General features: G+C 67.4%; 17 protein-coding genes. 12 read left to right on the top strand and 5 right to left on the bottom strand.

The genetic code is table 11. The features are described 5' to 3' along the window. Nucleotides 1–12 precede the first annotated feature (12 nt). From DYQ94_RS10790 to DYQ94_RS10765, 6 genes are all read left to right on the top strand, one after another. Nucleotides 13–1,596: a family 43 glycosylhydrolase gene (locus DYQ94_RS10790; RefSeq protein ID WP_065033190.1), complete on the top strand. Its 1,584-nt coding sequence runs from the start codon at nucleotides 13–15 to the stop codon at nucleotides 1,594–1,596. A 141-nt stretch (nucleotides 1,597–1,737) separates the two neighbouring features. Further along, on the top strand, nucleotides 1,738–2,796 hold the full coding sequence (locus DYQ94_RS10785) for a LacI family DNA-binding transcriptional regulator (protein WP_024939515.1): 1,059 nt from the start codon (nucleotides 1,738–1,740) through the stop codon (nucleotides 2,794–2,796). A gap of 207 nt (nucleotides 2,797–3,003) precedes the next feature. Further along, entirely contained in the window at nucleotides 3,004–3,858 is an 855-nt protein-coding gene (kduI, locus tag DYQ94_RS10780; protein ID WP_016901229.1) for a 5-dehydro-4-deoxy-D-glucuronate isomerase, read from the top strand. Between the two features lie 146 nt (nucleotides 3,859–4,004). Next, a complete protein-coding gene (gene kduD / locus DYQ94_RS10775) occupies nucleotides 4,005–4,760 on the top strand; it encodes a 2-dehydro-3-deoxy-D-gluconate 5-dehydrogenase KduD (protein WP_126965344.1) in 756 nt (251 codons plus the stop codon). Between the two features lie 228 nt (nucleotides 4,761–4,988). Then, nucleotides 4,989–5,651 (top strand): RpiB/LacA/LacB family sugar-phosphate isomerase, encoded by a 663-nt coding sequence (locus DYQ94_RS10770; RefSeq protein WP_054592012.1) that lies wholly within the window; start codon nucleotides 4,989–4,991, stop codon nucleotides 5,649–5,651. Nucleotides 5,652–5,935: 284 nt separating this feature from the next. Then, entirely contained in the window at nucleotides 5,936–7,054 is a 1,119-nt protein-coding gene (locus tag DYQ94_RS10765; RefSeq protein WP_160954995.1) for a GDSL-type esterase/lipase family protein, read from the top strand. 86 nt (nucleotides 7,055–7,140) lie between these two features. Here the strand turns inward: DYQ94_RS10765 and DYQ94_RS10760 are convergent, their stop codons facing one another. Further along, complete coding sequence (locus DYQ94_RS10760; protein ID WP_039510571.1) at nucleotides 7,141–7,785, bottom strand: DMP19 family protein; 645 nt, start codon at nucleotides 7,783–7,785, stop codon at nucleotides 7,141–7,143. Nucleotides 7,786–7,853: 68 nt separating this feature from the next. Next, nucleotides 7,854–8,744 carry a phenylalanine 4-monooxygenase gene (gene phhA / locus DYQ94_RS10755; protein ID WP_160954994.1) on the bottom strand — a complete coding sequence of 297 codons (891 nt, stop codon included), beginning with the start codon at nucleotides 8,742–8,744 and terminating at the stop codon, nucleotides 7,854–7,856. A gap of 127 nt (nucleotides 8,745–8,871) precedes the next feature. Here phhA and DYQ94_RS10750 point away from each other — a divergent pair, with 127 nt between their 5' ends. Then, the gene (locus DYQ94_RS10750) at nucleotides 8,872–9,354 is read left to right on the top strand and encodes an Lrp/AsnC family transcriptional regulator (protein WP_016901223.1); all 483 of its coding nucleotides are present in this window, start codon (nucleotides 8,872–8,874) and stop codon (nucleotides 9,352–9,354) included. Nucleotides 9,355–9,577: 223 nt separating this feature from the next. Beyond that, entirely contained in the window at nucleotides 9,578–11,779 is a 2,202-nt protein-coding gene (locus tag DYQ94_RS10745; RefSeq protein ID WP_126965342.1) for a TonB-dependent siderophore receptor, read from the top strand. A gap of 432 nt (nucleotides 11,780–12,211) precedes the next feature. Here the strand turns inward: DYQ94_RS10745 and DYQ94_RS10740 are convergent, their stop codons facing one another. The 3 genes from DYQ94_RS10740 to DYQ94_RS10730 all read right to left on the bottom strand — a co-directional run bounded on the left by DYQ94_RS10740 (nucleotide 12,212) and on the right by DYQ94_RS10730 (nucleotide 15,619). Further along, the gene (locus tag DYQ94_RS10740) at nucleotides 12,212–13,249 is read right to left on the bottom strand and encodes a patatin-like phospholipase family protein (RefSeq protein ID WP_016901221.1); all 1,038 of its coding nucleotides are present in this window, start codon (nucleotides 13,247–13,249) and stop codon (nucleotides 12,212–12,214) included. A 324-nt stretch (nucleotides 13,250–13,573) separates the two neighbouring features. Next, nucleotides 13,574–14,584, bottom strand: coding sequence for a TIGR00266 family protein (locus DYQ94_RS10735; RefSeq protein WP_126965341.1), 1,011 nt, complete (start codon nucleotides 14,582–14,584; stop codon nucleotides 13,574–13,576). A 189-nt stretch (nucleotides 14,585–14,773) separates the two neighbouring features. Next, entirely contained in the window at nucleotides 14,774–15,619 is an 846-nt protein-coding gene (locus DYQ94_RS10730; protein WP_016901219.1) for an ABC transporter ATP-binding protein, read from the bottom strand. Between the two features lie 153 nt (nucleotides 15,620–15,772). Here DYQ94_RS10730 and DYQ94_RS10725 point away from each other — a divergent pair, with 153 nt between their 5' ends. From DYQ94_RS10725 to DYQ94_RS10710, 4 genes are read left to right on the top strand one after another with little or no spacing between them, the layout of a single operon-like run. Beyond that, entirely contained in the window at nucleotides 15,773–16,978 is a 1,206-nt protein-coding gene (locus tag DYQ94_RS10725; protein ID WP_126965359.1) for a DesA family fatty acid desaturase, read from the top strand. 46 nt (nucleotides 16,979–17,024) lie between these two features. Continuing rightward, nucleotides 17,025–17,369 carry an EF-hand domain-containing protein gene (locus tag DYQ94_RS10720; protein WP_126965360.1) on the top strand — a complete coding sequence of 115 codons (345 nt, stop codon included), beginning with the start codon at nucleotides 17,025–17,027 and terminating at the stop codon, nucleotides 17,367–17,369. Nucleotides 17,370–17,417: 48 nt separating this feature from the next. Beyond that, nucleotides 17,418–18,155 (top strand): ATP-binding cassette domain-containing protein, encoded by a 738-nt coding sequence (locus tag DYQ94_RS10715; RefSeq protein WP_126965340.1) that lies wholly within the window; start codon nucleotides 17,418–17,420, stop codon nucleotides 18,153–18,155. Further along, nucleotides 18,152–19,624, top strand: coding sequence for an ABC transporter permease/substrate-binding protein (locus DYQ94_RS10710; protein WP_126965339.1), 1,473 nt, complete (start codon nucleotides 18,152–18,154; stop codon nucleotides 19,622–19,624). Before DYQ94_RS10715 ends, DYQ94_RS10710 begins: the two co-directional genes overlap by 4 nt. Nucleotides 19,625–19,626: the final 2 nt, after the last annotated feature.

The raw sequence follows: 19,626 nt of genomic DNA, 5'->3' as shown, positions 1-19,626 counted from the left end.
CTAGGAGCAAGCATGCGTGTGCGTATCGCTTCAACCCGTTTGCGTTGGCTGCTGGCCGGCGGCCTGCTGCTGTGTGCCGGGCTCGCTGCCGCGGCCGACTGGAAGCGCGGCCTCGAACACCAGCGCATCGCCGACCAGGGCAATGGAACCTTCCTCAACCCGGTGCTGGCTGGCGATCACCCCGACCCGTCGGTACTCAAGGACGGGCAGGACTACTACCTCACGCTGTCCTCGTTCGACGCCTACCCGGGCCTGCCGATCTGGCATTCGCGCGATCTGGTCAACTGGCAGCCGCTGGGCCATGCCATCACCCAGAACGTCGGCGCGATCTGGGCGCCGGACCTGATCAAGCACGGCAAGCGCTATTACATCTACTTCCCGGCGCGCCGTGGCGACCAGGGCGAGCGCAGCAACTTCGTGGTCTGGGCCGACAACATCAAGGGCCCGTGGAGCGCGCCGATCGACATCGGCCTGGGCAAGTACATCGACCCCGGCCACGCAGTGGGCGAGGACGGCAAGCGCTATCTGTTCCTGAGCGGCGGCGACTACGTGCAGCTCTCCGACGACGGCCTCAAGGTGGTCGGCACGCCAAAGCACGTCTACGACGGCTGGAAATACCCGGAAAGCTGGGACGTGGAAGGCTACGCCCAGGAAGGCCCCAAGATCACCCGCCACAACGGCTGGTACTACATGACCACCGCCGTCGGCGGCACCGCCGGCCCGCCGACCGGACACATGGTGATTACCGCGCGTTCGCGCTCGATCCACGGCCCCTGGCAGAACGCGCCCAACAATCCGATCACCCGCACCAGGAGCGCTGACGAGCCGTGGTGGTCGCGCGGCCACGCCACGCTGGTGGAAGGCACCGACCAGCGCTGGTGGATGCTCTACCACGGCTACGAACACGGCTACTGGACGCTGGGCCGGCAGGCCTTGCTGGACCCGATCGAATGGACCCCGGACGGCTGGTTCGTCGCCAAGGGTGGCGACCTGGGCACGCCGCTGAAAAAGCCCAGTGGGCAGGCCTTGCCGCACGGGCTGGCGCTGTCGGACGACTTCCGCGCCAGCACGCTGGGCCCGCAGTGGGCGTTCTTCAACCCCGCCGCCGACGAGGCCAAGCGGCTGCAGGTCGGCGATGGTGTGTTGCGCCTGCAGGGCAAGGGCAGCGCCCCGCGCAACGCCTCGCCGCTGACGGTGATCGCCACCGACCAGGCCTACCAGTTCGAGGTGCAGATGACCGTGGCGCCGGGCGGGCAGGGCGGGGCGCTGCTGTTCTACAGCGACAAGCTCTATGCCGGCGTGGGCAGCAATGGCGAGAACTTCGTCATGCACCGCTACGGCGAGGAACGCCCCGGCACGCTGGCCCCCAGTGCGACCGGTGGCACCCTGTGGCTGCGGGTCACCAACAACCGCCACATCGTCACCATCCACAGCAGCACCGACGGCACCACCTGGACCAAGTACCCGGTGCAGATGGAAGTGTCCGGCTACCACCACAACGTGGCCGGCAAGTTCCTGGCCTTGAAGCCGGCGCTGTATGCCGCCGGGCAGGGCCAGGTGGAGTTCCGCAACTTCCGCTACCGCGCCCTGGACTGACCGTTCTGCATCGCCGGGCATGCCGCGGCACTGCCGGCTGCGGCGTGTCCTGCACGGCGGGTCCGGGGTGGCGGCAGGCTTCGCTCAGGTCTGCCGGCCGTCTGGCCGGTAGAATCCAATCAACTTCACTGGTTGACCGCTATGCCCGCCCGCAAGATGCCTGAAGAGGGAATGCCCGGCCTGCCGAAGGGCAAGGTAGCCACGATCAACGACATCGCGCGGATGTCGGGCGTGTCCAAGAAGACCGTGTCGCGGATCATCAACAACTCGCCGCTGGTGCGGCAGGACACCCGCGAGAAGGTCGAGGCGCTGATGCGCGAGGTCGGTTACGCGCCCGATCCGCTCGCGCGCGGGCTGGCGTTCCGGCGCTCGTTCCTGATCGGCATGGTCTACGACAACCCCACCGCGCAGTACATCGTGGACATGCAGTACGGCGCGCTGGACGCGCTGCGCGGCTCCAGCTTCGAGCTGGTGGTGCACCCCTGCGACAGCCGCAGCCCCGGCTACATCGAAGGCGTGCGCCGCTTCGCGCAGGCGCAGAAGCTGCACGGCGTGATCCTGGTGCCACGCGCCTCCGAAGACCAGGCGCTGGCCGACATGCTGGCCGAGATCGGCTGCCGCTACACCCGCATCGCCTCGGTGGCGCTGGACACCACCTCGCAGACAGTGATCACCCACGACCGCGACGGCGCCGCCGAGGCCGCCGATTACCTGCTCTCGCTCGGCCACCGCGACATCGCCCTGGTCACCGGCCCCAGCGCCTACCGTTCCTCGATCGAGCGCACCTCCGGCTTTGCCGACGCGCTGACCCGGCGCGGCATCGAACTGCCACCCGAGCGAATCGTCGAAGCCGGCTATACCTTCGAATCGGGCGTGGCCGCGGCCGAAAAGCTGCTGCTGGGCAAGAAGCGCCCCACCGCCATCTTCACCGGTAACGACGAAATGGCCGCCGGTATCTACAAGGTCGCGCTGCGCGCCGGCATCAGCATCCCGCGCCAGCTGTCGGTGATCGGCTACGACGACAGCTCGCTGGCCTCGCGCCTGTGGCCGCCGCTGACCTCGGTGCGCCGCCACACCCGCGACACCGGCCGCACCGCCGCGGCGATGCTGATCCAGCCCGACAACGCCCCGCAACTGCCCACCGCCAGCGTGCGCCCGCACCTGATCGTGCGCGACTCCTGCCAACCGCCGGAGGATTGAGCGCGTCAAGCCCCTCCCGCTAGGGAGCGCGCGCAGCCTCGTCCCCTCATCCGGCGCTGCGCGCCACCTTCTCCCGCAGGGAGAAGGGACGAGGCCGGCGCACCGCCATGCGGCTATCGTGCACTGCGCAATGACACCGGTTAACCAGAGCCGGTAGAATGGCCCGGTGCAAGCCAATCCCCCCGCGCTTGGCACCGGAGATCGCGCATGTCCCTGTACTGCAAGACCCACTACGCCACCCATCCCGACGCCATCAAGGGCGCCAGCAACGACGACCTGCGCGAGCTCTATCTGCTCGATGGCCTGTTCGTCGACGATGCGGTCACGCTCAAATACACCCACTACGAGCGCTTCGTGCTCGGTGGCGCAGCACCGCTCGGCACCACGCTGGAATTGCCCAGGCAGACCGAACCGGCGTCTGCCGCCGGCCATCCGTTCCTGGAGCGCCGCGAGCTGGGCATCCTCAATGTCGGCGCCGGCACCGGCAGCGTGACCGTGGACGGCACCGTCTACACGCTCGGGCCGAAGGACGGCCTGTACGTGGCGATGGGCAGCACCGATGTCAGCTTCGCTTCTGACGATGCCGCCAACCCGGCCAGGTTCTATCTGGCCTCGACACCGGCGCATGCGCGTTTCGAGACCAAGCAACTGTCGATCAAGGATGCCGTGGCGCTGGAGCGCGGCGCGCTGGAAACCAGCAACGAGCGCACCATCTACCAGTACATCGTGCCGACCACCTGCCAGTCCTCGCAGCTGTTGCTGGGCCTGACCGTGCTCAAGCCGGGCAGCGTCTGGAACACCATGCCGCCGCATCTGCACGACCGCCGCAGCGAGGTGTATTTCTACTTCGATCTCGGCGCCAACGACCGCGTCTATCACTTCATGGGCGAGCCGGACGCGCAGCGCCACATCGTGATCCAGAACAACGAAGCGGTGGTGTCGCCGCCGTGGTCCATCCACATGGGCGCCGGCACCAGCAATTACGCCTTCATCTGGGCGATGGGCGGCGAAAACCTGGATTACACCGACATGCATGTGCTGGACATCTGCCAGCTCAAGTAAGGCCATGCATGCCGGCCAGCACCGCACTCACCGCGTCGATGCGCTAGCGCCATCAACGCGCCAGCTCCACCCCATGCCAGCGGCCGCGCATCGCGCGGACGCACGCACTCATCCAACGTGGCACACCCAGCAGGAGCGATAAGGTAATGAGCAATCCGTTCAGTCTCGAAGGCAAGGTCGCACTGGTCACCGGTGCCAACACGGGCTTGGGCCAGGGCATCGCGCTGGCACTGGCGCAGGCCGGCGCCGACATCGCCGCCGCCGGCATCCAGGCGCCGACCGAGACCGAGGAACTGGTCAAGGGACTGGGCCGCCGCTTCGTCGCCATCCAGGCCAACCTGATCAGCATCGAACCGGTCGAACGCATCCTCAAGGAAACGCTGGACGGCCTGGGTCGCCTGGACATCCTGGTCAACAACGCCGGCCTGATCCGCCGCACCGACGCGGTGGATTTCAGCGAGCAGGATTGGGACGACGTGATGAACGTCAATCTGAAATCGGCCTTCTTCATGGCGCAGGCCGCCGGCCGCCATTTCATCGCCCAGGGCAGCGGCAAGATCATCAACATCGCCTCGATGCTGTCGTTCCAAGGTGGCATCCGCGTGCCGTCCTACACCGCCAGCAAGTCCGGCATCGCCGGCATCACCCGCCTGCTGGCCAACGAATGGGCGAGCAAGGGCGTGACCACCAATGCCATCGCGCCCGGCTACATGGCCACCGACAACACCGCCCAGCTGCGAGCCGACCAGGACCGCAACAAGGCCATCCTGGACCGCATCCCGGCCGCGCGCTGGGGCGTGCCGGCCGACCTCGGCGGCACCGCGGTGTTCCTGGCCAGCAGCGCCTCGGACTACGTCAACGGCGCCATCATCCCGGTCGACGGCGGCTGGCTGGCACGCTGAGTCAAACCCACGCGGTGCCTTCTCCCTCAGGGAGAAGGTGCACGAAGGGCGAATGAGGACCGGCAGGCACGTACATGACCAGACGCGTGCCGCAGCTCCGACAAGACCTTCAGCACCTGATCGCCCACCGACAAGGCACCTGAAAAGCGAAGCAAGACCGCATCCAGGCGCGCACACCAATCACCTCCACAGTCGACACAACTTCCCCAAACCAATCGGAGCATCCCCATGAAAATCGCACTCATGAATGAGTTCAGTCAGGCCGGCAAGAACCCGGTGATCCTGCAGCAGCTCAACGACGTGGCCGGCGAGCAGGGCCACAGCGTCTTCAACGTCGGCATGGACGGCGACAACGACCACCGCCTGACCTACATCCACCTGGGCATCGTCGCCAGCCTGCTGCTGAACTCCAAGGCCGTGGACTTCGTCGTCGCCGGCTGCGGCACCGGCCAGGGCGCGATGATGTCGCTCAATGCGCATCCGGGCGTGTTCTGCGGCTATTGCATCGAGCCGACCGACGCCTACCTGTTCGCCCAGGTCAACAACGGCAACGCGCTGTCGCTGGCATTTGCCAAGGGCTACGGCTGGGGCGCGGAAATCAACGTGCGCTACATCTTTGAAAAGGCCTTCAGCGGCGAGCGCGGCATGGGCTACCCGGCCGAGCGTCGCGAATCGCAGGCCGCCAATGCCGGCATCCTGACCCAGGTCAAGCAGGCCACTGCCAAGTCCTACCTCGACGGCCTGCGCGCCATCGACCCGGAGCTGATCAAGCAGGCCGTGGGCGGCGAGCGTTTCCAGCAGTGCTTCTTCGATAACGCGCAGGACGCCGAGATCCGCAACTTCGTCGCCGGCGTGCTGGGCAAGCCCGAAGCCGCCGCCGCAGCAGCATAACGGCCTAAAGCCCTCCTCCCGCGGGGTGAGAGGGCACTGTTCGCGCGCCACTGGCGCGCGTGCCTTGGAGCCCGCGCTGCCGGCGCGGGCCGGGGCGCGGAGCGGGGGAGTGAGGCCGCGGCGGAAGACAGCTGCCCTGAAAGGGGAGGCTTGAAAGGCTTGAGACGACAGTACGGCCGTCCAACGTTTCCTGTGCCGCCGCACCCTCATCCGCCCTTCGGGCACCTTCTCCCGATGGGAGAAGGAACAGCGTCGCGTCCTTGGCATTGTTCCCGGAGCCCACCATGCGTCTGCTGCTGTTCGCATTGCTGCTGCTCTGCGCAAATAGCGCCCGCGCCGAACCACACCGCATCTTCATCGCCGGCGATTCCACCGCCGCCGAATACGGTGCCGAGCGTGCGCCGCAGGCCGGCTGGGGCCAGATGCTGCAGGAGTGGTTCGACCCGGCGCAATGGCAGGTGCGCAACCACGCCAAGGGCGGCCGCAGCACCCGCAGTTTCATCGCCGAAGGGCGCCTGGACGCCATCGCCAAGGACCTCCGTGCCGGCGACGTGGTGTTGATCCAGTTCGGCCACAACGACGCCAAACACGAAGATCCAACCCGCTACACCGACCCGCAGGGCGACTATCAGCAGTTCCTGCGCCGCTATATCGCCACCGCGCGCGACAAGGGCGCCACGCCGATCCTGATCACGCCCGCCGCCCGTCTGCTCTACGATTTCGGCGCGCTGCTCGACACCCACGGCCGCTACACCCTGGCCATGCAGCAACTCGCTGCGCAGGAACACGTGGGCCTGATCGATCTCAACGCCAGTTCCAGCGACTGGATCCGCGCCCTCGGCGAACAGGCGGCCAGGGCGTACTTCCTGTTCGTTCCCGAACAAGGCAAAGCCGACGGCACCCACTTCAGCCGCGCCGGCGCCACTGCCGTGGCGTGCCTGGTCGTGCATGGCTGGGTGCAGCTGCAACCCGCTCTCATGTCACAGCTGCGCCGCGATGCCGATTGCGGCGCCGCTCCCGACACCGCCGCACAACGCGCGGCGCAGGCGCATCCCTCACTGGTGGTGCACGAACGCGATCTCGCACGCCCGCAACCCGGCCCGCATGGCGGCGCCGGGCCGACCACGGCGTATCCGTTCTTCGCCGACGCACCGCAGTTGCCGTTCGTGCTGCGCAAGCGCGTGCTGCACAAGGGCGCAGGCATCGGCCTGCATCTGCACGACAAGGACGAGATCTATTACATCGTCAGCGGGCGCGGGCTGTACGCGCTGGATGGCAAGCAGTACCAGGTCACTGCCGGCGATGCGCTGCTGACGCGCCCGGGCAGCACCCATGCCTTGCAGCAGACCGGCGATGAGCCACTGGTGCTGCTATTGGCCTATCTCGCCAAGCCGGCAGGCTGAGACAGGCCCGGTGCATCGGGAGCGCGTTGCGGGTATGGACGATGCGCAACGCCGGCTGTGAGCCATGCGCGTCATTGCACGCGCGCTTACGCCTTGTCGACCCCGTAGTGGGTCAGGCCCAGCCGGGCCAGTTCGCCGGAGCGGCGGTAGTAGACCTCTTCCCAGCCATCCACGCGCTGGCGATCGGTCTCGCTCATCGCGTCGAGAATGTCTTCGATGCTGAGCAGGTTGGGGTCTTCTTCCAGGCGTTCGAATACCGTGCCCAGGCCTTCGATCGCCTGGCGCGCCTGCGCCGCGCCCATCGCGCCCAGCCCCTGCAATGCATCGCGCCGGGTGGCGGCGTCCCAGCGGTCGAAGTAGCGTGCATAGCCGCTCTCGCTCATGTCCGCATCCAGCCGCGCCAATGCCACCAGCTCGCGCTCGCCGGGCGACAGGGCATCCATGCGTCCGCGCAGCGCGGTCAGTTTGGTTTGCGCGCGTGCGCTGCGGCGGCGCCACAGCAACTCGGGCATGTTGAGCAGCCCCTCATCCGTGGGCGGCGCCACCGCCGGCCAGTTCACCCCGAAGCCGTCGTCGGTGAGCTGCCATTGCGCACGCTGCGGCGGCGTTGCCTTCAACAACAGCCGCTGCGCCTTGATCGGCTCGTCAATACGGATGCCGTTGGCCAGGGTGAACAGCAGGCGGGTGTCGTCCAGCTCCAAGCGCCGGATGCGAAGCTGCGTCAGGTCCATTGAGCGAAGGCGGTATGGGGAGGTTTGACCATAGTCTGCGTCGGCGATGGTGTCGAGTCGGTGCGGCCTCACACGTCGCCGTCTGTATTCCAGCCTTCGCCGCTGCCGCGCTGGATGACCCGATCCGTGTCCAGCACCTCGCCGGCCGGCACCTGCGCCTGCTGCGCAAGATCGGCATAGATCGGGGTGAAATCCGGCGCGGTGGCGCTCATCAACTGCGCAAAGCTGTCGATGACGAAGTAGGTCTTCTGGAAGCTGTCGATGCGGTAGCGCGTGCGCATGATGCGTTGCAGGTCGAAGCCGATCCGGTTGGGCGCCGGCGATTCCAGCGAGTGCAGCGATTCGCCCTTCGACGACACGATGCCGGCACCAAAGATGCGCAGCCCCTGCGGCGTGGCGATCAGGCCGAATTCCACCGTGTACCAGTACAGGCGGGTGAGGTTCTGCAGCGCGTCCGCGCCGATGCCGTGCGCCTTGACCCCGCCACGGCCATAGGCCTGCATGAAGTCGGCAAACAGCGGATTCATCAGCAGCGGCACGTGCCCGAACAGGTCATGGAACAGGTCCGGCTCGGCGATGTAGTCGATCTGATCGGGGCGGCGGATCCACCATGTCACCGGGAAGCGCTTGTTGGCCAGGTGCTCGAAGAAATCCAGCTCCGGCAGCAGGCCCTGCACGCCGACCAGGGTCCAGCCAGTGGCCGCCTGCAGCACCGCATTGAGCGCATCGAAACGCGGAATGTGGGTCTCGCCCATGCCCATCGCATCCTGCGCCTGCAGGAACTCGTCGCAGGCACGGTCGATCAGCAGCGCGCGCTGGCGGCGATACAGGGTGCCCCAGGTGGCGTGGTCGTCGGCGCTGTAGCCATCCCACGGCTGCTCGACCACGGCGGTGGTGTAGACCGGCACATAGCCCTTGTCGGTGAGCTGATTCTCGACGCGTTGCGGTGCGATGTTCATGCGGCGGCGGTTCCCGATGATCAGCGCTCACCTTAGCCGGATGGTCGCGCAACGGGATTGCGAATCTTGCGTGTCCGATGCTTCCGGGCGCAAGATTCGTGCGTCATCCTCTGCTGCTGCGCAACATATGGACCAGCCAATCGCCCTGGACCGCACCGATCTGCGCCTGCTCGCCCTGCTGCAGACGCAGGGCCGCAGCAGCAATGCGGAGCTGGCGGTGCAGGTCAATCTGTCGGCCTCGGCCTGCCTGCGCCGCACCCAGCGGTTGGAGGCTGCCGGCATCATCGCCGGCTACGGCGCGCGCCTGGATGCCAAGGCGCTGGGGCTGGGGCTGCAGGCCTTCGTGCGGGTGCAGCTGGAGCAGCACGGCCAGGCCGATATCGAACATTTTGCCGACGGCGTGCGCGGCTGGGACGAGGTGGTGGCCTGCTGGGCGCTCACCGGCGACATGGATTACCTGCTGCAGGTGCAGGTGCGCGACCTGGAGCATTTCTCGCGCTTCCTGCTCGACCGCCTGCTCAATGCGACCGGCGTGTCCGACGTCAATTCCAGCTTCGTGCTGCGCACGGTGAAAGCACCGGAAGGCCTGCCGCTCTCGCATCTGGGCTGATCCGGCAGGCTGTGAGGCAGGCACACGTGCACTGTGACTTGCCTCTCAAACGATAACGATTTACATTTGCGTAACATCCGGCTGCGCCCGGCATGTCTTCTCGTCGATCCGCCAGCCCGACAGGGCCAGCCAGCTCGTCGCCCGAGTGGGACGCGCCGCGCATGCCTGCGTTTTTTTGCCCGGTGACGCCGCGCGTCCCGCACCGATCGACGAGAACCCTCCAATGCCCGCGATTTCCGCCCCCCTGGCCACGTTGTCCGCTGCCTTGCTATGCGCGTTGGCGCTGACGCCCTGCGCTGCCCGTGCCGACAATGCCGCCGCCGATGCAAGCGATGCCAAGACGCTGGACCAGGTCAACGTCAACGGCGCGGTGAGCCGCGCGCAGCCGGCCACCACCACACGCCTGCCGCTGACCCTGCAGGAAACGCCGCAGTCGGTGAGCGTGATCGGGCTGCAGCGGCTGGAAGAGCAATCGCTGTTCAGCATCGACGATGTGATGCGCAACGTCACCGGCGTCAACGTGTCGTTCTACGACACCCAGCGCCCGCTGTATTTCGCACGCGGCTTCCAGATCACCGACTTCCAGGTCGATGGCCTGCCCACCTACAGCGGTGCGACCAACCAGGAATACGACACGGTCTTCTACGACCGCATCGAGGTGATCCGCGGCGCCAACGGCCTGCTCACCGGCGCCGGCATTCCCTCGGCCACGGTCAACCTGCTGCGCAAGCGCCCGGGCAAGGACTTCGATGCCTCGTTCGCAGTCAGCGCCGGCACCTGGGATTTCCGCCGCATGCAGGCCGACGTCAATGCGCCGCTGACCGAAGACGGGCGCTGGCGCAGCCGCGTGGTCGCGGCCTGGCAGGACCGCGATTACTACTACGACCGGTACCACGACAACAAGATGTCGGGCATGGCGGTGCTGGAAGGCGACCTGACCGACAGCACCACGCTCACCGTCGGCTATCAGCGCCAGGACAACACCCCCGTCGGCTCGACCTGGGGCACGGTGCCGTTCTTCGCCGCCGATGGCTCGCCGGCCAACCTGCCGCGCTCGACCAATATGGCGCCCAAGTGGAGCCGCTGGCAGCGCGAGACCAGCACCGCCTTCGCCAACCTGGAACAACGCTTCGGCGAGGACTGGCTGCTGCGCGTCAACTACGCGCACACCAAGGGCGATGTGCAGAGCCTGCGCGTCTACGGCACCGGCTATCCGGCCGCCGATGGCAGCGGTATCTTTCTGCGCACTGGAGCCGGCGAAACCAGCGACGCGCGCGATGGCGTGGACGTGTACCTGTCCGGCGGTTTCTCGTTGTTCGGCCGCCAGCACGATGTGGTGGTCGGCGGCAGCTGGCAGGATCTGCAGTCGACCTCCTACGGCGTCTCCCAGACCTATCCCGATGACTGGGCCACCTGCGGCAGCGAACGTTGCTATTTCATCCCCGACATCCGCAACTGGGATGGCGATATTTCCGAAGTGACCTATGCGCGCAACGGCCGTCGCAACGAAGCGCGCACCACGCAGCGCGGCGTGTATGCCTCCACCCGGTTGCGTCTGGCCGACCCGCTGTCGCTGATCGCCGGTGCACGCCTGAGCTCCTGGGAAACCCGCACCCAGGCTTTCAATGCCAGCGGCGCCTACACCGGCACCAGCGGCCGGTATGAGGTGAGCGACGAAGTCACCCCGTATGTGGGACTGGTCTACGACATCGTGCCGGATGTGTCGCTCTACGCCAGCTATACCGAGATCTTCAACCCGCAGAATTACCGCGACAAGGACAACAACCTGCTCGCCCCGGTGGAAGGTTCCAACCTGGAAGCCGGCATCAAGGCGCAGTTGTTCGACGGCCGTGCGATGGCCACCGCCGCCGTGTTCGAGGCCAAGCAGGACAACTTTGCCGTGCGCGACATGACCCAGCCGGAATCCTCGCTGCCGGACGGCAACTCGGCCTACATCGGCATCAACGGCACCAAGAGCCGTGGCTGGGAAATGGACTTCAACGGCGAACTCCTGCCCGGCTGGACCGTCAATGCCGGCTTTACCCACGTCAAGGTGACGCGCCCGCCCACCGATGCGATCTACGCCAACCTGCCCGAGGATTACCTGCAGCTGTCCACGCAGCTGCGCCTGCCCGGCGCCTGGGAGCGCCTGAGCATCGGCGGCGGCGTCAGCTGGCAGAGCGCGGTGCGCGGCTTCAATATCCAGCGCCCCACCGGCGACGGCACCGGCGCCACCACGCCGGTGACCGTGGTGCAGAACCCGTATGCATTGGTGCACTTCAACGCCAACTACCGCATCAGCGAGCAATGGACCGCCACGCTGGCGGTACGCAACGCCTTCGACAAGACCTACTGGGCCAACCTGGATTACCAGAACTACGGCGAGCCGCGGTTTGTCAGCCTGTCGTTGCGTTGGCGCTATTGAGGCGTTGCCGATGAAGCGGTTGCGTTACCGGTAAGGCCTCGCGGCCAGGGCCGCTCCTACAAGAGCGGTGCTGGCCGCGCCGACATAGCCGATACACCCGCACCCGGTAGGAGCGGACCCGGCCGCGACCCGATCCCGCCTCAGCGCACCTGAAAAAAATGCCCCGCCGTCGTAGGAGCGGCCCAGGCCGCGACCCCCTCCGCGACACATCTCAGCGCACCCGAAAAGAACCGCCGCCCCGGCCGCGACCTTGTCCGGCACACCCTCGGTGCATCAACCCAAGGCATCAACAACGCAGTCGCCCCACGCATCGGCTTTAAAAAACGCGCGCGTCTCGAAACAGGCGCCCACGCCCGCTCAGCTCGCAGGAACCTCGCGCGGCACCCGCATCAGCTGCGCATCAGCTGCACATCGCCTCGCACCGCCTTTGCCTCACGGCGCCACGCAGGCCTCGTCCTTGCCGCGCAGTTTCTGCCAGCGCGAGCGCTCTTGCAGGCAGCGCCGATACGCTTCCGCCTTGGCAGCGGCAGCCTGCTCGGCGGCGGTGCGGGTGGCACTGCTGCGCTGCGCCTGCAACTGCGCGATCTTGGCGCGGATCTGCGGCATCGCCGCCATCGCCGCACGCTCGCCTTCCAGGATGGCCGCGCCACGTTGGTTGAAATCGGCCGAGCCGATGTCGTTGACCTTTGGGCGGATCACCACATCGGCACGCTTGAGTTCGGCCTCGCCCAGGCGCTGGCCCATGATCGAGATCGATTGGTTGACGGTGCCGAGCAGATCGCCGGGATTCTTGCCGCTGGCCTTGCTGGAGATATCCACTGCCACCACGAATTCCGCACCGAGCTGGCGCGCCGCATCCACCGGCACCGGGCTGACCACGCCGCCGTCCACATAGTGGTATTGGCCGATGGTCACCGGCTCGAACACGCCGGGAATGCTGCTGGACGCGCGCACCGCCTGGCCGGCATTGCCGCGCACGAACACGGTGCGTTCGCCGTCTTCCAGCCGCGTGGCGACCGCCGCGAACGGCTTGCGCAACTTGTCGATCGGCTTGCCGCCGAGCTGTTCGTTGACGTAGTCCTGCAGCTTCTGGCCCTGCACCAGGCCGCCGGAGAAGATCCGCACATCGCGGATGCTGGTCTGGTCGAGCGCGACGGCCTTTTCCTGCATCTGGAACGCATCCATGCCGCTGGCATACAGCGCCCCGACCACGCTGCCGGCGCTGGTGCCCGACACCACCACCGGCGCAAAGCCATTGGCCTCGAGCATCTTGATCACGCCGATATGCGCAAAGCCCTTGGCCGCGCCGCCACCGAGCGCCACGCCGATCTTCACCGGTTTGACCGCGCCGGCAGACGGTGCCTGCACCACCGGCGCCGGTGCTGCCGGGCGCGGCTCGCCACCGCAGGCCGAGAGCAGACCGAGCATGGACAACAGGGCAAGCGAGCGGGGGCGGCGGAGCGCAGTCATGGCGAAAACGTCGATGGGAAAGGCGAGGGAGAATACACGCGTGCCGTCACGGTGGCGCTGATGGTTGGCGTGCGTGGAGATTGTTCAGAACGGCATCGTTTGCAGGCGTTGCACTACCTTGTCCCGGCAAGAAGGGCGAGCCGTTCATTCGGGCGATGACCGCAGCCACCTGCACGGGCAGGGGGCGCGGAGCGGGGGGTGAGGGTAAGGAGCGAGGCCACATGGGATCGCAGCAGGCTTCGCCGGTCCCCTCATCCGGCGCGGCGCGCCACCGTCTCCCGGCAGGAGAAGGGTGTCCGCACACCCGCCTGCCGCATCACCAAATCAAAACCGGTTGTCGCCATCCAGCAACCTTCCCAGGCCGCCCAGCACCGAGCCTTCGCCGCGTTGCTGTCCACCGGCCTGCGGGGCGGCCTGCAGCATGCGGCCGGCCATGCGCGAGAACGGCAGCGATTGCAGCCACACCTTGCCGGGGCCGGTGAGGGTGGCCAGGAACACGCCTTCGCCGCCGAAGAACATGCTCTTCAGCCCAGCGACGCGGCGCACGTCCATGTCCACACCGGCGTGGTAGGCGACCACGCAGCCGGTGTCCACATCGATGCGTTCGCCAGGGGCGAGTTCGCGTTCCACCACGGTGCCGCCGGCATGCACGAAGACCCAGCCGTCGCCTTCGAGCTTCTGCATGATGAAGCCCTCGCCGCCGAACAGGCCGGTGAGGATCTTGCGTTGAAACGCGATCCCCAGCGACACGCCGCGCGCGCCGGCCAGGAAGCTGTCCTTCTGGCAGATCAGTTGCCCGCCATGCTCGGACAGGCGCAGCGCCAGCACCGTGCCCGGATAGGGCGCGGCGAATGCGACCCTGGCCTTGCCGCTGCCGGCATGGGTGAACACGGTGGTGAACATGCTCTCGCCGGTGACCACGCGTTTGCCGGCCGACAGCAGCTTGCCCATCAGCCCGCCGCCGCCGCTCTGGCCGGCATGCGAGCCGTCGCCGAACACGGTGTCCATCTGCACCGCGGCGTCTTTGTACATCAGCGCGCCAGCCTCGGCGATGGCGCTTTCGCCCGGGTCCAGCTCGACCTCGACGAACTGCATGTCGTTGCCGACGATGCGGTAGTCGATCTCGTCGGCGCGCCCGGCCGCGCCGGTCAGCGGCGGCGGCAGGCCGCTGCCGCCCTGCAGCTCGGCCAGCTGGCGGGCCGGCGTCCAGCCATCGATTCCGTCGCGCCAGGCCAGCGCGTCGGGCTGGCGCTGGGCATGCGCGCGGGCGCTGGCATCGTCGAGCGGGCCAATGCGATCGGCCTGTCCGGGAACATGGAAATACCACTGGGCCATCGGGACGACTCCTGTCTGTGCGTGCGCCGAGTCTAAGCGCAGCCGCGGTGACGGCGTCCCGTGTCCAAGGTCATGCCCGGAAGGTGCGGTTGGGCGCGGTTGTGGGCTGTAAGGAGCGCGTGGCTGCCGGCTGTCGCCGCGCAGCTTGCGCAAGACTCCGGGCTGCGTGCGCGGTAGGGCGGATGGCGCTTACTCGCCCACCGTCGCCCAATAGCGCTCGCCGTCGCGCTGCACCCGCACCGGGCCGCCGAACACGTCCGACAGGCTGGCGTCGGTGAGCAGCGCATCGCGCGGACCGTCGGCCACGACGGTGCCGGCACGCAGCAGGATCACCCGCGCGATCTCCGGCACGATTTCCTCGATGTGATGGGTCACCAGGATCAGGGTGATGCCTTGCCGGGCCAGGTGACGCATGGTGTCGAGCAGGTGCTGTCGCGCCACCAGGTCCAGGCCGGTGGACGGCTCGTCCAGCAGCAGCGCCTGAGGGCGGTTGACCAGTGCGCGCGCGATCAGCACGCGGCGGGTCTCGCCGGCCGACAGTTCGGCAAATTGCCGGTCCAGCAACGGCAGCGCGCGCGCCAGGGCCAAGGCCTCCCGTGCCCGCGCGCGCATGTCGTCGCTGATCTCCCGATGTGGTGGCACCACATAGCTGGCGAAGAAACCGGACAGCACCGCGCTTTCCACATCCAGCCCCGGCATGTCGGCCAGGTTGACGCTGAGGTCGCCAGTGACGATACCCAGCTGCGAGCGCAAGCGATCCACCTGCCAGCGCACCTGCCCGAGCACTTTCACCGCGGCCTGGCCGTCGGCGCGCACCAGCGGATACAGCTCGCGGGTGATCAGCTTGATGAAGGAGGATTTGCCGCAGCCGTTGGGGCCGAGGATGGCGGTGTGCTGCCCCAGCGCGATGCGCAGGCTGAGCGCATGCAGCACGCGCACCTGGCCGCGCATCACGCTGGCCTGGTCGAGCTCGATCAACGGGATGGCGTTGGCAACAGCAGCAGGATCGGTGGACATCTCGGCAGTAACCGTCATACGGGTGACATCAGGCGCAGTGGGGAAGGGGAGCGTGTGAACCGCTTTAGAAATGTAGGGCGCACCCTACGCATCCGGAGGGTGAAGTTTGCCGCCATCGCCCCCATCATGTCTGCATCGACCCAACCCGATGGCGCCGCTGTGGAAATGCCGATGTTGTCCGACCCGATCATCGACCTTCTGACTTCCGGCGTGGCCGGGCTGGGCGTATGGGGCATGCTGGCGGTGCTGCTGGTGTTCACCCAGCTCACCATCTTCGCGGTGACCTTGTACCTGCATCGCAGCCAGGCCCATCGCGGTGTGGACTTCCATCCGGTGGTGGCGCACTTCTTCCGCTTCTGGACCTGGCTGACTACCTCGATGATCACCCGCGAATGGGTGGCGATCCATCGCAAGCATCACGCCAAGGTCGAGACCGAGGAAGACCCGCACAGCCCGCAGACCAAGGGCATCAGCCAGGTGTTCTGGCGTGGCGTGGAACTGTACCGCGAAGCGCGCGCGCAGCGTGCCGACATCGAGCAGTACGGCAAGGGCGCGCCCACCGACTGGATCGAGCGGCATCTGTACACCCCGCATGCCAATGCCGGCCCGATCGCGTTGCTGGTGATCAACGCGGTGCTGTTCGGTTTGCCCGGCATCGCGCTGTGGGCGATCCAGATGGCGTGGATTCCGTTCTGGGCCGCCGGCGTGGTCAACGGCCTGGGCCACTGGTGGGGCTATCGCAATTTCGAGTCGGCCGACACCTCCACCAACCTGACGCCGTGGGCGCTGTGGATCGGTGGCGAAGAACTGCACAACAACCATCATGCGTTCCCGAGCTCGGCGCGGTTTTCGATGCGGCGCTGGGAGCTGGATATCGGCTGGGTCGCCATTCGCGGGCTGCAGACGATCGGCCTGGCCAAGGTGCTGCGGGTGGCGCCGTCGCTGGACATCCGCCCCAACATCGCCGTGCCCGATGCCGACACGCTCAAGGCCCTGCTCTCGCATCGCTTCCAGGCGATGACCGATTACCAGCGCAATGTGTTCACCCCGGCGCTGCGCGAAGAGGCCGCGGCCACCGGCGCCAAGTTGCGGCAGCTGTTGCCGCGGCGGCTGCGCAAGGGCCTGGTCGATGACGGGCGGTGGCTCAAGCCCGATGCGCGCGCGCAACTGCAGCACTGGGTGGCCGAGCGCCCGCGCATGCGCACGCTGGTCGAGTACCGCGCACGCCTGACTGCGGTGCTGGAGGCGCGCAGCCACGATGCGTCCGAACGGCTCAAGCACCTGCAGCAGTGGTGTCACGAAGCCGAAGCCAGCGGCAATGCCGCCTTGCAGGCCTATGCGGCGCGGCTGAAGGGTTATGCGCTGAGTGGGTCGTAATCGTCGGGGCACGCGTGCTGCTGTGCGCGTGCGTGGATCGTATGGCTTGATCGCGCGCGGCCTGCTGCTGGCATGTTGTGTGTGCGGGCCGGCTGTGTTCGCGCAGGCGCACGCCCAGGTGCAGGACAGCCAGCAGTATCTGCAACGCATGGATACCGATGGCGATGGCCGGGTCAGCCGCGACGAATATCTGGCCTGGATGAGCTATGCCTTCGAGCAGCGCGACCTGGACCATGACGGCGTGCTGCAGGGCGATGAGCTGCCTGGCCGGCGCGGCAAGCCGATCACCCGTGCCGCGCATCGTGCCACGCTGATCGAGCGCTTCGCGCGGCAGGATGCCGACGGCGACGGCTACCTGAGCGCGCGCGAGTTGCTGGCGCCGCCGCGCTGATGCCTACCTTCGCGCGCGTCTGACGCTGCGTTCGGCAAGCTCGAGCGCATGTTCACTCTCGACCAGGTCAGCCGGCGCTACGGCCAGGCCATTGCCCTCGATACCGTCTCCCTGCAGTTCGCCAGCGGCGTCACCACCGCCTTGATCGGCCCCAGCGGCGCAGGCAAGTCGACCGTGTTGCGGATGCTAGTGGGGCTGGAGTGGCCGGACAGCGGCACGGTCGCCTTCGATGGTGCGCCGCTGCAACGCGCCGGCCTGCAGGCGCAGCGCCAGCGCATCGGCTATGTGATCCAGGAAGGCGGGCTGTTTCCGCATCTGGATGCACGCAGCAACGTGGTGTTGCTGGCGCAGACGCTGGGCTGGAAGCGGCAGCGTATCGACCAACGCCTGCAGACCCTGTGCGCGCTCTGCCAGTTGCCGCCGGAGTTGCTGGCGCGTTATCCGGCCGAACTGTCTGGCGGTCAACGCCAGCGCGTGGGCTTGATCCGTGCGCTGATGCTGGATCCACCGGCCCTGCTGCTGGACGAGCCACTGGGCGCACTCGACCCGATCGTGCGTTACGACCTGCAGGCGCAGATGCGCGCGCTGTTCGCCCAGCTCGGCAAGACCGTGGTGCTGGTGACCCACGACGTTGCCGAAGCCGCCTACCTGGCCGACACCCTGGTGCTGATGCGGGCCGGCCAGGTGGTGCAGCAGGGCAGTGCACGCAGCCTGCTGGAACAGCCGGCCGATCCGTTCGTGCAGCGCTTTCTCACTGCGCAGCGCAGCATCGGCGACGCCGCATGATCGCGCGCGTGCTGCTCGCCGTGGCACTGCTGATCGCAAGCGTCGGTGCGCAGGCCGCGCAGGTGACGATCGGCTCGAAGAACTTCACCGAGGCCGTGCTGCTGGGCGAGATCGCCACCGCCGCCGGGCAGCGCGACGGAGTGGACGTGCAACACCGCGCGCAGCTCGGTGGCACGCGCATCCTGTGGCGCGCGCTGGAGACCGGGCAGATCGATGCGTACGCCGAATACACCGGCACGCTGGCGCAGGAACTGCTGAAGCTGCCTAAAGCCAGCCAGGCCGAACTGCGCGCCGCACTGAATGCGCGCGGGCTGGCGATGACCGACTCGCTCGGCTTCCAGAACACCTATGCCTTCGGCATGCGCGTCGAGCGCGCGCAGGCGCTTGGCATCGCATCGATGTCGGATCTGGCACGGCATCCATCGCTCAAGATCGGGCTGAGCAACGAATTCATGCAGCGCGCCGATGGCTGGCCGGGCGTGCGCGCCGCCTATTCGTTGCCGCAGACCGCGACCGGGCTGGATCACGATCTGGCCTATCGCGCGCTGCAGAGCGGGGCGATCGAGGTCACCGATCTGTACAGCACCGATGCGGAAATTCCGTATTACCGGCTGCAGGTGCTGCGTGACGACCGCCATTACTTTCCCGATTACCAGGCGGTGTTCCTGTATCGCAAGGACCTGGCGCAGCGCTCACCGGCGATGCTCAAGGCATTGCAGGGGCTGCAGGGGCGCATCGACGAGGCGACCATGCAGCGGCTCAACGCACAGGTGAAGCTGGAGCGTCAGTCCGAGGCGGCGGTGGCTGCGCAGTGGCTGGGCGTTGCGCCGGCATCGGCAGCCGACTCGCGTGTGGCGCGTCTGCTGCGGCATACGCGCGAGCATCTGGCCCTGGTCGGCATCTCGTTGGGCTTTGCCTTGCTGATCGCGTTGCCGCTGGGCGTGCTGGCGGCCCGGCGGCCGCGGCTCGGGCAGGTGGTGCTGTCATTGACCGGCGTGCTGCAGACCTTGCCGTCGCTGGCAGTATTCGTCTTCATGATTCCCTTGTTCGGCATCGGCGCCAAACCGGCGATCGCCGCGTTGTTTCTCTACAGCCTGCTGCCGATCGTGCGCAACACGCATGCCGGGCTGACCTCGATCCCGCGCGAGTTGCGCCAGACCGCCGAGGCGATCGGGCTGCCGGCATGGACGCGCCTGTGGCGGGTGGAACTGCCGCTGGCGCGTCGCACCATCGTGGCCGGCATCCAGACCGCGGCGGTGATCAACGTGGGCACCGCCACGCTGGGCGCCTTGATCGGCGCAGGCGGCTACGGCCAACCGATCCTCACCGGCATCCGCCTGGACGATATCGGCCTGATCCTGGAAGGCGCGATTCCTGCGGCGGTGCTCGCGCTGATCGTGCAGGCGCTGTTCGAAGGCCTGGAGCGCTGGGTCACCCCGCGCGGGCTGCGCATCCGCCAGCGCGGCTGAGC

The organism is Xanthomonas sp. LMG 8993 (genome assembly GCF_009835065.2).
In the GTDB taxonomy this organism is placed as follows: Bacteria; Pseudomonadota; Gammaproteobacteria; order Xanthomonadales; family Xanthomonadaceae; genus Xanthomonas; species Xanthomonas arboricola.
Note: the sequence above shows the minus strand (reverse complement) of the source record. Positions and strands in the feature narration are given on the sequence as shown.